The 14,040-nt window shown below is 40.0% G+C and carries 18 protein-coding genes; 10 read left to right on the top strand and 8 right to left on the bottom strand.

Annotated features, from left to right (window positions below; genetic code table 11):
* Entirely contained in the window at positions 1–1,410 is a 1,410-nt protein-coding gene (locus ML543_RS03605; protein ID WP_243385767.1) for an alpha-amylase family glycosyl hydrolase, read from the bottom strand.
* A 149-nt stretch (positions 1,411–1,559) separates the two neighbouring features.
* Here ML543_RS03605 and ML543_RS03610 point away from each other — a divergent pair, with 149 nt between their 5' ends.
* Positions 1,560–3,320, top strand: coding sequence for an alpha-glycosidase (locus ML543_RS03610; RefSeq protein ID WP_243385768.1), 1,761 nt, complete (start codon positions 1,560–1,562; stop codon positions 3,318–3,320).
* A gap of 290 nt (positions 3,321–3,610) precedes the next feature.
* Here ML543_RS03610 and ML543_RS03615 read toward each other — a convergent pair whose 3' ends face one another.
* Together ML543_RS03615 and asnB are read right to left on the bottom strand one after the other, a co-directional pair.
* Positions 3,611–4,807, bottom strand: a complete 1,197-nt coding sequence (locus ML543_RS03615) for an MFS transporter (RefSeq protein ID WP_243385769.1) — start codon at positions 4,805–4,807, stop codon at positions 3,611–3,613.
* Between the two features lie 274 nt (positions 4,808–5,081).
* Positions 5,082–6,926: an asparagine synthase (glutamine-hydrolyzing) gene (gene asnB / locus ML543_RS03620; protein ID WP_243385770.1), complete on the bottom strand. Its 1,845-nt coding sequence runs from the start codon at positions 6,924–6,926 to the stop codon at positions 5,082–5,084.
* Positions 6,927–7,504: 578 nt separating this feature from the next.
* Here asnB and ML543_RS03625 point away from each other — a divergent pair.
* Complete coding sequence (locus ML543_RS03625; protein WP_243385771.1) at positions 7,505–8,056, top strand: DUF2777 family protein; 552 nt, start codon at positions 7,505–7,507, stop codon at positions 8,054–8,056.
* Between the two features lie 36 nt (positions 8,057–8,092).
* On the opposite strand, the gene ML543_RS03630 is transcribed toward ML543_RS03625, so the two are convergent.
* The 5 genes from ML543_RS03630 to ML543_RS03650 form a co-directional block, all read right to left on the bottom strand.
* Positions 8,093–8,515: a hypothetical protein gene (locus ML543_RS03630; RefSeq protein WP_243385772.1), complete on the bottom strand. Its 423-nt coding sequence runs from the start codon at positions 8,513–8,515 to the stop codon at positions 8,093–8,095.
* A 2-nt stretch (positions 8,516–8,517) separates the two neighbouring features.
* Positions 8,518–8,724 carry a helix-turn-helix transcriptional regulator gene (locus ML543_RS03635; RefSeq protein ID WP_419095325.1) on the bottom strand — a complete coding sequence of 69 codons (207 nt, stop codon included), beginning with the start codon at positions 8,722–8,724 and terminating at the stop codon, positions 8,518–8,520.
* Positions 8,725–8,852: 128 nt separating this feature from the next.
* Positions 8,853–9,194, bottom strand: a complete 342-nt coding sequence (locus ML543_RS03640) for a YisL family protein (RefSeq protein WP_243385774.1) — start codon at positions 9,192–9,194, stop codon at positions 8,853–8,855.
* A gap of 135 nt (positions 9,195–9,329) precedes the next feature.
* Entirely contained in the window at positions 9,330–10,235 is a 906-nt protein-coding gene (locus ML543_RS03645; RefSeq protein WP_243385775.1) for a fumarylacetoacetate hydrolase family protein, read from the bottom strand.
* The gene (locus ML543_RS03650) at positions 10,232–10,996 is read right to left on the bottom strand and encodes a TatD family hydrolase (RefSeq protein WP_243385776.1); all 765 of its coding nucleotides are present in this window, start codon (positions 10,994–10,996) and stop codon (positions 10,232–10,234) included. Before ML543_RS03650 ends, ML543_RS03645 begins: the two co-directional genes overlap by 4 nt.
* 220 nt (positions 10,997–11,216) lie before the next feature.
* Between ML543_RS03650 and ML543_RS03655 the strand changes: the two genes are divergently transcribed.
* The 8 genes from ML543_RS03655 to ML543_RS03690 all read left to right on the top strand — a co-directional run bounded on the left by ML543_RS03655 (position 11,217) and on the right by ML543_RS03690 (position 13,885).
* On the top strand, positions 11,217–11,390 hold the full coding sequence (locus ML543_RS03655) for an aspartyl-phosphate phosphatase Spo0E family protein (protein ID WP_243385777.1): 174 nt from the start codon (positions 11,217–11,219) through the stop codon (positions 11,388–11,390).
* A gap of 117 nt (positions 11,391–11,507) precedes the next feature.
* On the top strand, positions 11,508–11,729 hold the full coding sequence (locus ML543_RS03660) for a spore germination protein (RefSeq protein WP_243385778.1): 222 nt from the start codon (positions 11,508–11,510) through the stop codon (positions 11,727–11,729).
* A gap of 10 nt (positions 11,730–11,739) precedes the next feature.
* The gene (locus ML543_RS03665) at positions 11,740–11,970 is read left to right on the top strand and encodes a spore germination protein GerPB (RefSeq protein WP_243385779.1); all 231 of its coding nucleotides are present in this window, start codon (positions 11,740–11,742) and stop codon (positions 11,968–11,970) included.
* Positions 11,971–12,042: 72 nt separating this feature from the next.
* Complete coding sequence (gene gerPC, locus ML543_RS03670; RefSeq protein WP_243385780.1) at positions 12,043–12,654, top strand: spore germination protein GerPC; 612 nt, start codon at positions 12,043–12,045, stop codon at positions 12,652–12,654.
* Position 12,655: 1 nt separating this feature from the next.
* The gene (locus ML543_RS03675; protein WP_243385781.1) at positions 12,656–12,832 is read left to right on the top strand and encodes a spore gernimation protein GerPD; all 177 of its coding nucleotides are present in this window, start codon (positions 12,656–12,658) and stop codon (positions 12,830–12,832) included.
* A gap of 17 nt (positions 12,833–12,849) precedes the next feature.
* The gene (locus tag ML543_RS03680; protein WP_243385782.1) at positions 12,850–13,206 is read left to right on the top strand and encodes a spore germination protein GerPE; all 357 of its coding nucleotides are present in this window, start codon (positions 12,850–12,852) and stop codon (positions 13,204–13,206) included.
* 186 nt (positions 13,207–13,392) lie between these two features.
* Positions 13,393–13,611, top strand: coding sequence for a spore germination protein (locus ML543_RS03685; RefSeq protein WP_243385783.1), 219 nt, complete (start codon positions 13,393–13,395; stop codon positions 13,609–13,611).
* Between the two features lie 55 nt (positions 13,612–13,666).
* Positions 13,667–13,885 (top strand): spore germination protein, encoded by a 219-nt coding sequence (locus ML543_RS03690; RefSeq protein WP_243385784.1) that lies wholly within the window; start codon positions 13,667–13,669, stop codon positions 13,883–13,885.
* The last annotated feature ends 155 nt before the right edge of the window (positions 13,886–14,040 follow it).

Consider the following 14,040-nt stretch of genomic DNA (forward strand, 5'->3'; position numbering starts at 1 on the left):
TCAACTCTTCTTTCGATTGGCCAAACGTAAAAACACAATAAACAAGAGTGGAATAATTAAGAAGACGCTGACGAATAAATAATTGATTCCCTTTTCGTCTGATACAACGAAGAACTCAGCTGACTCACGTTCGACAACCAATGTGTACCCCTCGTCGTCTCCACGAATGACTCCTCCAACCATTTGTCCATGTAGTTCATTTCCTTCTGAAAGCATGTCGTAGGAAAGGGTCACTTTTTGAGTATTCGTAGTATTGTTTATCGCCACAAGTACATCCTCATCTTCTAAGCTCCGTTTAAAGACGAGGACTCCATCTTTTTCATATAGAGCTTCATAGCTTCCATGTTGAAGAGCTGGGAATGATTTTCGAAGGTTTGCCAAATCTTTTATATAGTCCACAATTTCTGTACTCGTTCGAAACGACATGACGCGATCGTTAAGAGCCCCTTCTCCTCCATCTAACGCCACTTCCGAACCATAGACGACGAATGGAATGGACGGTGATGCATACATATACGCAAGCGCTAACATACTTCTTGTCACTGGGAATTGCTTTTGTTCAAAAGCGGTGCGGGTAAACCTTTTCGTACCTGCATCATCCATTGAGGCAATTACACGAACATCCTTATTAAACGCTTCATCTACTCCTTTTAATGACATGTTAACGGTCGAAAAAGCACCGGTAATTTCCTTTCGTACATTCTCGTCCATAAACGCATCAAAGGAAAGTGTCTCGTACTGATCTAGGTCAACATCCGACACATTAGCGATGAGAAAGCTATCCTTCTTTTGACTTTTCAACTCTTTTATGACCCTTTCCCAAAAAGCATAGGGTGCCTCCTCCACTTGTAAAAAACGAAACCCGTCAATATTCCCATCGTTCATCCAATTCGTTAATACATTTATCACATAATCTTGCACTTCTTCATTCGACAAGTTCAAAGTACTTCCGCTATCCACTAACCATTCTTTTTTCTCCGCATCATTTCGCCACTCATGGCCCTCGCTCACCTTTCCATGGAAATCAACGATGACTTTCATTCCTCGCTGATGAGCAGCGTCTGTTAGCTCATTCAATTCTTCCATCGTTCCCCAATGTTCGTCAAGCTGTTCAAAATTGACGATAGCCTGTCCATCGTAATGATCGCTTTCCATTACTGGGGATAAGGCGACGACCGTAAAGCCCATGTCCTGTATGTAATCCAGTTTATCCGTAACGCCTGCTAAATCCCCTCCTTGATACGTATTAAGGTCTGCTAAATTTTTCTCGCCATCGTTACTTAAATTGACGTTGTTAAATCGGTCAATTATCACATAATAAATCGATTCGTTGTCTTCGTAGCCATCCACCGCTTGTGTCCATAAGAAAAGCAGCGGAAAGAGCCATACCACAATTTTTCGCTTCACCATTCTTCCCCCTACGTTCTAGTTGTCCCCCTTAAGGTGAGGTGTTTTAACCAGTAATCGTCTTTACCATACCTTTTTTCTCCATATACGTCAATTTCATGTTTCATTTTGGGCATCGTATAAATAGAAGGTTTATAAAAGGAGAGACCAATATGCTACGTGAAGCCGTTTACCACCGTTCACAACTTCCATACATATACATGTATCAAAACGACACCCTACATATTCGTTTGCGGACGAAAAAGAACGATGTACAACACGTCCGTCTTTTTTATGGTGATCCCTTTTTATGGGAAGGTGCTCAATGGGTCCATGAGGAAAAGGAAATGAGCTACTCTGGAACAGACGAATCATTTGATTACTGGCTCATTGAGTTAAAAACTAGATGGAACCGACTTCGATACGGTTTTATAATACAAACTGAACAAGAGACCCTTTATTATACGGAAAAAGGTTTTTCTGATGAGAAGCCGTCAGACATTGGTCCCCTGTTCTGTTATCCGTATTTGCATTTCAACGAGGACCACTTACCACCAACCTGGGCAAAAAAAGCCGTTTGGTATCAAATCTTTCCAGACCGGTTTCACAACGGCTCAACCGAAAATGATCCAGAACCTCTAAGCCTGTGGGGAGAAGAACCGGATTTTCACAGCTTCTTTGGCGGTGATTTAAAAGGAATCACGGCAAAAATACCGTATTTAGCGGAGTTAGGTATTTCAGGGATTTATTTAACACCCATTTTTCATTCAAACTCCAACCATAAGTACGACATTATCGATTACTTTCAGCTCGACCCACATTTCGGAACAAAAGAGGAGTTAAAGGAATTGGTCACTAAGTGTCATAATCATGATATAAAAGTGATGCTTGATGCTGTGTTCAACCATTGCAGTATCAACTTCCCTCCGTTTCAAGACGTGCTGAAAAACGGAGAACACTCTCGCTATAAAGATTGGTTTTATATCCATCACTTTCCGATTCAAACTGAACCGAAGCCGAACTATGAAACGTTTAGTTACGAGAAAAATATGCCGAAAATGAACACATCAAACCATGAAGTTATATCGTATTTCATGGACGTCGTAACGTATTGGACGAAGGAGTTCGATATCGATGGTTGGCGATTAGATGTAGCCAATGAAGTGCCGCATGCATTTTGGCGCACCTTTCGCCAAACGGTTAAGGAGATAAAACAAGATGTCTTTATTGTAGGAGAAGTATGGCACGATGCCATTCGCTGGTTAGACGGGGAACAATTTGATACGGTGATGAATTACCCATTACTTGAAGCGATGCGCAGCTACTTTTTGTATGAGACGACTTCGACTTCCGCTTTCATCGCTGCGTTAGAACGAATTCGTCACGCCTATCCTCAAACAGCGGTCGATGTTTCGTTCAATCTCATTGGCAGTCATGATACCGACCGCGTTTGGACCGTTGCCAACCATCGGGAAGAACTCATACGGCTTCTATTTGCATTTTTCCTAACATATCCGGGTGCGCCTTGCCTTTATTACGGGGATGAAATTCGGTTAACGGGTGGACCGGATCCGAATTGTCGAAAATGTATGCCGTGGGAAATGCACAATGAAGACTTTTTCCAATTTGTGAAGCGGTTAATTCATCTTCGAAACAAGCTTTCTTTAAATGATGGAACCCTTCGCTTTCATCGCATTCAAAACAATTCGGACGTCATCGTCATGACGAACACAAAAGATGAGAATCGACTGATTGCTCTTTTTAATAAATCAGATCGAGAGCAGACTATCACCTTGCCTTTTCCTTTGCGCAATCGAACACTAGAGGACTTATGGACGAACGAAGAGTTTGCTGCAAATGCTGAAGAGCTTTCTGTCCTGCTTCCTCCCTATTCCTTTCAATTATTGTTGGAGGTTGGGGTAGTATTGAATTGAACCGTTGAGCACTTTTTTCGAGCTTTCAAAGATTTTAGTATCATGGAAATTCTAAGCAAAACTTCTGAAGAAATAATTATTAAAACATCGTATAGGGCATCACCGGTTTGGCTCGTCTATAAAAGGAACGACAAACGAAGAAAGCGATATTGATATCGCTTCCTCACCGAGTCTTATTAGAAGAACACCCTCGGGAACTTTTTGTAATTTACAAAGGTCATGCTTACATACGAACTCAACCAATCAAATTTATAAGCAAGCGGAACCACTTTCGCTTGCTTTTATACCTTTTAACAGATTTTTTTACGAAATGATAGAAAGGCATAAGCGGTCGACGTCAAATAGAAGAAAAAGGCCATGTAGTAGACGAATACTACCCCCACCGAATCCGCAATCACCCCTGTGATGAAAACGGAAATGGCAAACGTTATGTAATAAAGATTGTCCTTTGCGGCATATACTTTCGCAAGCTCCTTGCCTGTAGTTACCTTTTGGATGTATGTCTGCTGCGAAATATCCCTTAACTGGTAAAAAGGCCCCATTAAGATGACCAAAAGAAGTGCGAGCAAGGCAATGCGATTGATGGAATAAAAAAGGACGAGAATACTGACCATGAATGAACCAATAATGATGCCTTTGATTAAATGTTTTTGCACGTTACTTGCTAGGATTGTAATCACGATTCCTCCTAAAATCGTTCCCGCATAATAACTCGTGTTTATAAATCCCCACCAATGCTCTCCTTCTTTTAAAACCTCTTCAACAAATAGCAAAGTAATTCCACCAATCCAAATTCCAGATGCAATTCCTTCTACGATATCCATCGTTGTAATGGTCCGCATATGATTCTTTTTACTAAATAGAATCAGCCAACCCGTCTTTATTACGTCCCATTTTGGCCTATTTGTTGCCCTTTTCATTTTTTCAGCCTTCAACTGGATTGCCGAAAAAAAGGAGGTGACTAAAAGAATGAAACTAAAGAGCAGCACGAAATGGACCCCGTATTTTCCAATTACGATTGGGCCTATTGCCCAACCAACTAAACTGAATGTTTGATTTGTTGTACTGATTAAACTATTGGCTCGTCCTAATTTTGATTCTTCCACAAGCTCAGGAACGAGCGAAAGCCGCGACGGCGATATAAATCCGTCCATAAATCCTACAATACCGATAACGATGTACATAATCGAAAATACAATTACAGAACCTTTCTGTATGGACAATAACCCCATTGTGGCGGGTATGCTTAGCAGTTGAAAAAGCGTTGAGACGATTAAAATCGCTTTTAAGGTAGCTTTTTCTGTTACAAGAGGATATACAAACGAACTGATCAATTTCCCCACGACAAATGCGAGCATCACTACTGAAGATAGTGTGGCAGAATGCGTAATAGAAAAGACAGTTAAAGTAACTGCCATCGTGTACAAAGATATCGATAACCTCCCAGCTGAGATTGTCAGCCAAAGGGAATAAAATCCATTGTTCATTTTTACAGCACCGTTCCCTCTATAAAAAAACTTTTCTATCATTATACTAAATTGTATATTAGAAAAGCGCAAAGCGCCCGCCTATCGGCGAAGGGCGCTGGAGGACCTGCGAGGAGGCTTCCGTCGCCACAGCAGGGCCGAAGCGGCCCGAGCTGATGGCGCTTGGAGCTAGACACCAAAAAAACTGTAAAGAGAATACTTCAACACTTTATTGAACTTAAACTTTCTGTAACAAAAAAGGAAAAAGGGCACCTTAAACTGGCACCCTCCTCTATTACTCTAAATCAATTCGATACGATTCAAACCAAACATGTACTTGAGCTAAAAAGGCGAGTAGCTGTGGGCCTGTCATTAATTGCCCAAACCACGGCTTTTGAAAGGCTTTCCCCTCTGTCTCCATTAATTTCATTAACGCTTGTCGATCGAATAATTCATGTAAGACGGAATCTTTCTTCGCTAGGATGGATTCAAGCCATTGAAGGACATATTTCGTATAAATGGGATGATGAGTTTTAGGATAAGGGCTTTTCTTTCGATAAAGAACTTCATCTGGCAAAAGACCTTCAAGTGCTTTTCGTAAAATTCCTTTTTCACGATTCCCATGCATTTTCATTTCCCACGGGATATTCCATACATATTCGACTAGTCGATGGTCCGCGAACGGTACGCGCACTTCTAAGCTTGCCCCCATGCTCATTCGATCTTTTCGGTCGAGCAAGGTCGTCATAAACCAAATCATGTTCATATAGAAAAGCTGTCTCCGTGCTGTTTCGGCTTCCGATTCCCCATCTAATAAAGGCGTTTCAGCTAACGTCTCTTTCAATTTTTCCATCCCATATTCTTTTAAAGGAAGCTTTTTTCGCCATTGCTCTGAAAACAGTTTTATCCTTTCATCCGTCGATCGCATCCACGGAAAGCCGTCTCGAGCTAAATCTTCTTGACGGTGAAACCAAGGGTAGCCCCCAAATATTTCATCGGCACATTCCCCTGATAAACTAACGACAAAATCTTTTTTTATTTCACGACAAAACCAGAGAAGGGACGAATCAACGTCCGCCATACCTGGTAAATCCCGCACGTGTACGGCTTCTTCTAAATGATCGACTAACGTTTTTTGTGTAATCACACGATTGTGATGAACCGTATGAAACGTTTCGCTCATTTTCTGGATGAAGGTGCCGTCTGAATTCGGCTGGAACTCATTCGCTTTAAAATGTTCAGCATTCCCTTCATAATCGATTGAATACGTGTGTAGCCTTCCTTTTCCTTCCCGTTTAAACGCATTTGCTGCAATCGCTGTAATAGCACTTGAGTCCACACCACCTGATAGAAACGTACATAACGGTACGTCGGACACAAGCTGTCTTGTCACTGCATCGGTAAGTAAAAAGCGAACCTTTTCTACTGTTTCATCGAACGAATCAGCATGCTTTTTGCTTTCGACATTCCAATAACGCCAAATTTTTAGCCCTTCTTGATTAAAAAGCATGGCATGTGCGGGACGAAGCTCTTTTACGCCTTTAAATACTCCCGACCCTGGCGTTCTGGAAGGTCCCACTCCAAACACATCCATTAAACCAGCGTGACCAATGATCGTTTTCATATCGGGATGGGCAAGAATCGCTTTAATTTCAGAACCAAATAATAACGAAGGTCCTTCATTGGCGTAGAATAACGGCTTTACACCGAGACGATCTCTTGCGATGAATACACTTTTTTCCGTTTCGTCCCAAATAGCAAAAGCGAAGATGCCATTTAAATAATCGACACATTGTGCTTTCCACTCGATATAGGCAGTCAGTAACACTTCCGTATCCGAATGCCCAGAAAAGGAATATCCCCTTTTCGTTAGTTCTGCTCGAATGTCTTCTGTGTTGTAAAGCTCACCATTGTAACAAATCGTATAAGAAGCCGTCCCTTTCACCCGCTCCATCGGCTGCTTGCCACCTTCTGGGTCTACGACGACAAGCCGCTTATGTCCGAAGATGACATGTTCCTTCATCCAAACATTCGTATCATCCGGTCCCCGCTTCGTTAACGTCTCGGTCATTTTTGATACGGAATCTTTTCGATTTGTTAATGGGTCTTTCATATGAACCCATCCAGCAATACCGCACATCCCGATTCATCTCCCTCTCTTTTATCAGTCTCTATGGCAACGAAAGAAAGCGGCTTATCCAAACGGAAAGACCACTTTCATCAATTACTCACCTTCTAAATTCATGTTGCTATTGTATGCATCACATATTGCCAACTTGAGTTGTCTACTATGAATAAATTTGCTCACTTTTGTCCAAAACGATAAAAAGTTCTGTTTCATAAGAAAAGAGCAAAGCGCAAGTCCTTAGGAGAAGGGCGCTGGAGGACCTCTGACCCGAGCTGATGGCGCTTTTTGCTAGACACCAAAAAAACTATAAAGAGAATACTTTAACACTTTATTGAACGTAAACTTTCAGTGACAACAAAAAAGACAACGCTTACATTTTTGCTCCTAAATAAGACTGTTTTCGTGTAGATTGTTGCTTTTTCAATTTTTTTAACATGCATTCTTACCATTACGCTACGGAAACTAAAACGATTCTGAACAATGTATTTTATACACATTAAAAACAACAATCTTTTGAAAAACAGCCTTTAGAAAAGAACTTTTAGTAAAGGTCTTAAAAGTATAAATTGATATAGGCAGGTGACATCTTCATGATTTCGGAAGAAAAAAATCAACTACTTCGTGAACAAAAACGTGCATACATCGTCGCTACCTTCCATCACCACGAGTCCGATTGCTTTTTTTCCTATGAAGAGGAAGAATACATAGATAGCGAAGACATCTCAATTCAGTCCATCGACATAATGATAAATGGCAAATGGCGAAATGGAAAATGGTTAGGAAACCGATTTGTCGAAATTCAAGGAAAAGAATACGAATTACAAGAAGGCGAAATCGTACGCATTAAAAAAGGGCTAACCTTTTGCTTTCAACAGGCGATTGAAGAGTTGCTTGACTCAAGCTTCGTCTTATTTATTAACCACTTAAATGATCTATCGTTTTCCATTTACGACTTCATATATGGCTACAACCAACGTCTATTCGACCAAACGGGCGCATCCGTTTATGTGTTTGATAACGATGAAAAAATTTGTACCGTCCAACACTTTTTCGAACGAGAAAACGATTATAAAGATCGATTTGAATTCACCTTAAGCACTGGTGAGCGAAGCATGATTACAAGCTTCCAATTCGAAGAATAGATTGAGGGACGGAGGTTCGCTAGAAAATGCGAACCTCTATACTTCGTCTTGCATCTTCTTTCTTAAATAAAACATATAAGATGCAGGGATCAGAAAACAACCAAAAATTACTGATCCGATAATCAAACCATCTACAATGGTATAACCAGGAGTGAGAGTTACAAGTGTCCCCAATAAAATAGCGATACTTAGTACAACGAGTATTGAAATATACAAACTCTTTTTAGCTATATATTTTGTGTTCTCACTCGCCACACTAATTTTCATTGATAAAAGTGCATGAATGACCGCTGTTAACATAAAGACGAGCCATAGAGGATTTCCCCTCATGCCCTCTAACCCTTTCGTAACGAAGTCATACCCTAGAATACCGATTATTCCAAGTGTTTGTAATATATAAGTGATGCGGATGTTTTTTAGATTTTGTAACTGCAAACGCTCATCCGTTATTTTTTTCATAATCATTCACTCTCCTTCTCCACCCAAAACACTTCATCTAACGTTTTGTTAACAGCATAGCAAATTTCTAAACATAACTTTAACGTCGGGTTGTACGTCCCCTTCTCAATCAAGCTGATCGTTTGCCGTGTAACACCTACTTGATCCGCTAACTGTTGTTGGGTTAAATTCATTTGAATACGGGCAACTTTAACTTTATTTACCAACAATTCCAACTCCTTCTACAAGTCGATTGTAACATATATATTACAAAATGCAACATATACATGACATACCATGTACAAAGAAAAAGGAAACCAACAGTCAAGTGGTTTCCCTTTTCTCATGATTTTATTTTTTACACAGATAGCGGTAGACGGAATCCTAGTAAAATAACTAATACTAAAACAATCCAAAAACCGATAACAATGCCTTTTGATAACGTTCCTTTTCGCTTTCGAATTAACATCATTTCCATTAATCCAATTAATACGATAGCTAATACAATTTTCCCAATGTATTCACCGACAAATTTCTCCATTTGGAATACATTAAAACGGAAAATAAGTTCAGCACCTGTCGCAATTACAACTAAGTAAAAGAAGCGCACAGCCATATGTATTCCTTTTGAATTTTTTGCATAGGCGATGAAGAACAAAATTAATAAAATCACCCAAGACGTAATGTGCATATGGGTCATGTTGCATTTCCTCCTTGTTCACTACTTCAAAACTAATCTTAACAAAACTTTTTCTAAAAACATAGCGAAACAGCGCTTTCTATTCAAGGGATCACGAAAGTTTCATAAATTCGACATAAGTCTGCGGTTTCCCTTCTATAGCCTCACTTTATTAGATAAGGTGCCGATTCCCTCAATGGTTACGTCAATCACGTCACCTGGCTTTAAAAATCGAGGTGGATTGAAGCCTTTTCCTACGCCGGCTGGTGTTCCCGTTGCGATGATGTCCCCCGGTTCAAGGGTTGTTCCTTTCGAAATGACAGAGATGATTTCTGGAATCGAGAATATCATGTCTTCGGTGTTCGCCTTTTGACGCACTTCTCCATTAACCTTCGTTTCAATTGTCAGCTGGTGAGGTCGTGGCAAAGCCGATTTATGGACGACAATTGGCCCCATTGGACATGACGTATCTAAACTCTTTCCAAGCAAAAATTGTTTGTGCTTCTTTTGTAAGTCACGAGCGGTAATATCGTTCACGATGGTATAGCCAAAAACGTAGTCCATCGCTTCATTCGGTAGTATTCGTTTCCCTTCTTTTCCAATGATGACGGCAAGCTCCCCTTCGTAATCCAATTCGTTTGTTAAATCTAAATGTGGGTCAATTTCATCTTGATGTGCAATCACAGTAGTCGGCGTTTTCGAAAAAAGCATTACATCCGTCGGGATATCATTCTCGGACCCCATTTCAATCGCATGTTCACGATAATTTTTCCCCACACAAAATATATTTTTCATCGGTCGAGGGATCGGTGCAAGAAGTTGAATATCTTCGTAAGAATAAACATAGGATTCTCGTTCCGATTCTTTTTTCACCAGTTCTGCTAACGTTTCAATATGTTGAACAAATTTGTCACCTAACGCTAAACATTCTAACAAAGATACAGGTGTGAATTCCTCTTCATATAATTTTTTCTCCGCCTTTTGTATATCAATTACAAGCCCCTCTTCAAATAAAAGTCCTAAAAAAGTTCGGCCGTGTAGTTGTGCTGTAACAAATTTCATGATTTACCCCCATATTGAAAAAGTTTCTTTGCATTTTGCGATGTTTGAATCATGATTTCTTCTACTTCTTTTCCTTTCTTATTCGCCAAAACTTTACAGATTTCCTCTATGAGTAATGGAGTAGTTTCGACATTTTGAAACGGTCCGTCGTAGGACCATGGTCCGTCAGTTTCCACGAGAAGCTGCTCGAGGGGCACGATTTCTACTAGTCGCTCGTCCCGCTTTCGATAGCATACCTCAGGGGTAACAGAAATATAATAGCCTGCTTCCACGATCTCTTTTACAACTTCTTCTGGTGCTTTCAACCAATGAAAATGGGCTTTTTTCACTTCGTGTTTCTTCAATAGATAAAGAGCTCGCTCGGCCGTATCGTGTACAGCATGTAAAACAATGGGCAAATCGAGATGAACGCTAAGCTTCACAAAGTACTCAAGCAAATCCTCATACTGTTTATTAGAACTTTTCTCGTAATAAGGGAGCCCCACTTCACCAATCGCAACGACTTTTTGTGCGTTCTCTTTAATTAATGTCGTTAACTTGTCCAGCTCTTCTTCTGTCGGAAGAGACTGCTCAGGATGGTACCCAATGGCCGGTAAAACGAAATCTGGAAAGCGCTCGTGTAATGTTAATGTTTGAATCGAGGATTGCCAGTTCATCGATACGGCTACTACTTTCTCAATTCCCGCTTCCTTCCACGTTGGCACACTCGTTTCTAACTCGTCTACATCATATTGATGTAGATGAATATGAGAATCTATCATGAAGAAAACTCCTTTATTGTCAACTTCTATCCTTTCAACATTTCCAAATTCCATAAAATACATATTAAATTTTTATGTACTTTACCGATATTTACATTGTACACTCATCATATAGGGTAAGTCCCATATGTGTAAATTATTGTATAAAATGACTTTAGGCTACCAACATTTTAGTGTATAATATTTGTAATTCAATTCCTAAGAAAGTTGGTTTACAAGAATGTCCATCAATCGGATTGAAACGTTACGACTGAAACTAATCGAAACAGCAGAGAAATATGGAATGAATTCAGTCAAAACCATTCAATGTAGTCAAGAACTCGATACTTTATTAATAGAGGAAATGCGATTGAAAAGGGAAGCGATGAAAAAGCAAGAGAACCTTCGAAAGTAGTTGCATCCCTCTCTTTTTTTTATCTTCTTTTCCCCTCTTCACTATACACCTTCCACTGCTTTTTTTCATACACTGAACATTATCAAGACTATAGCCTAATATTAAAGGATGTTGATCATGCCAGCGATTGTTGGAGCCTTTAAAATTAATAGTGTCGGAACAAGTAGTGTTGTTCACGTAGGCGATGTCATCAATATATCACCAAATAGTGTCGTTAAAACCTTTGCTGGTGCTGGATCATTTAATACAGGCGATGGGTTGTATGTATTGAATCAAAATAGCATCACAAACACGTATGATAGCGATTTAGTCGATCAGCCAATGGTTTTAAACGCATAGGAGTGGAACGATGAATTTCTATATTCAACAGTCCATTAACATTCAATATTTACGCGTTGGTGCCGTCAGTAATTCATCTGTCCTACAAATTGGCAGCGCCGGAATTATAAAGCCACTTTCCAATTTATATAATACGGGCGGGTTTTCTGAACCGGCTCCCTTACCGAAAAAGCCAGGTGTCGGAGTTGTCGAACAAACACCGGGTACGCTCGTTCCCCTTCAACCTCCAACCGGGAACTAGGCATTCACCTATCTCTTTCCTCTGCATACGATGTAGTAAATGATCATGCAGAGTGAGGTGTAGGTGATGGAAATGAATATGTATCGATTACAGCAATATTTGGATCAAATGTACCAATATGTTCTTCACCAAAATCAGCGCATTGACGATTTAGAACAAACTCTGCGTTCCTTAAAAAAAGAAATGGCTGAACTAAAGGATCGACCGTATACAAATATCGAAAAAGTAGAATACAAATTCGATCAGTTAAAAGTTGAAACATTAGAAGGTGTGCTAAACATCGGGTTAAACCCGACAGATACGGAAGCGATTGACTCGTTTGATGTCCAGCAAAAAGGACTTCACGTCAATGATGTGCATAAAGAAATAAAAAATCAAATTCAACAACAATGTCAGATGAACATGATGAATTACTTAGAAGAAGAATGTCCTAATACACTCAAGAAGATTAGCGAACGATACGAAATCGCCCTTGAACCAATGTATGAGCAACTCATCATTGAAGATATTAAAAAGCAAGTAGATAGCCGAATTTCCTATTATATGCAGGGCTTACGTTTACACGACCAAGTGAACGTCCAACAACAAGTCGAGTTTATTGATCAAAAAGTAAAGCATGACATTGAACAGTCCATTCAACACTTTATAAAAAATATCCCTGACGAAATGAAAGGAGACGAATAAGGTGAACTATACAGTCGTCAACAAAGATTTGTGCGTAGGGTTCATTAGCATTATTGGGGTCTCCAGCTCCTCAGTTTTTCTAATCGGAGATACAAACACGATTACGATGTCTTCGATATTCGATACGCCACCGGAATCCTTAATTATCGGGCCATTTGTGCCACTGGCGCCAGAATAATGCGGCTTTTTAAACGAATGACAAAAATTCAGGCTGCCTATGTTAACTCTGTCGGTTTAAGTTCTGTTTTTCAAATTGGTGACTCTTGTTCGGTGACGCCAAAAGTAAAAGTACTAGCTCTACAACGTGAAGCGGACGTCTTTAGCTCAAGAGAGGGAAACTTAAATCAATATCCTCTTTATAGAGAAGAAATTCCTCAACCAACCATCCATGAACCATTTGAAGGAGCCGTTCATAACGAATGCCCGACTATTCGCGTGAAAGGCATTCGTGTCATGGCCGTATCTTCATCCGGTGTCGCCCATTTCGGCTCCACCGATCAAATCTGTACCGAATCACGTGTCAAGCACATCCGCCAATTATTAAGTGACTAAATGAGTAACAGAGCTTTATCAAAACAGATTGAACGTTCTCCATTTCCGTTATGGCCACCACGATGCTGGTGGCTTTTTATATCTTACACGTAAAAAAGATACGAACCTCTTTTTCTACCTGATTGAATGAACTTGTATCAAGCAGTTGCATAGAATACAAGTAGCATACGAAAAAGGATGTTTGCGATGCCATCGATTGTAGGTCCTATTAAGATCAATGCCGTCTCAGGAGGAGTCGTTAATTTCGGTGATTCCTTTTATTTGTCTCCGAAAAGTGCTTCCAAAAGCTTTTCAGGTTCTGGTGTCGGCAACACAGGTGATGTCCATATGGTCAATAATGGCTTTAGTGTTACCAATAGCTTCAACCCTGCTGTCAACAGTCAAAATCAGACAGCAAATGCTTAACGAATGAAGCGAGATTGAATACACGATGAATATACTATGAGAAAAGGTGTTTTACATGCCAGCTATCGTAGGTCCCATTAAAATTAATTCCGTATCAGGTGGAATCATAAACTTCGGTGATTCCTTCTATCTTTCGCCTAAATCGGCGTCCAAATCCGTTTCCGGCTCTGGCGGAGGAAATACAGGTGATTTCCATATCGTCAATAACGGGATTAGTATTACAAACGGAATTGACCCTGATATTAATGATCAAAACCAGACAGCAAATGCTTAATTGTTGGCTGGTTTTTTTCAAGTTTGATAGCTTTCTATATGTTTGAAAGGCAACACGCCGTTCCAGTATATAGGAAAAAATAACCCCATCATTTTCTAAAAGACTTTTTAATATTAGCAAATAGGCGTCTAGCGAACGAAGATGAACCACCGTTC

It is taken from the genome of Bacillus kexueae (assembly GCF_022809095.1).
In the GTDB taxonomy this organism is placed as follows: domain Bacteria; phylum Bacillota; class Bacilli; order Bacillales; family Aeribacillaceae; genus Bacillus_BZ; species Bacillus_BZ kexueae.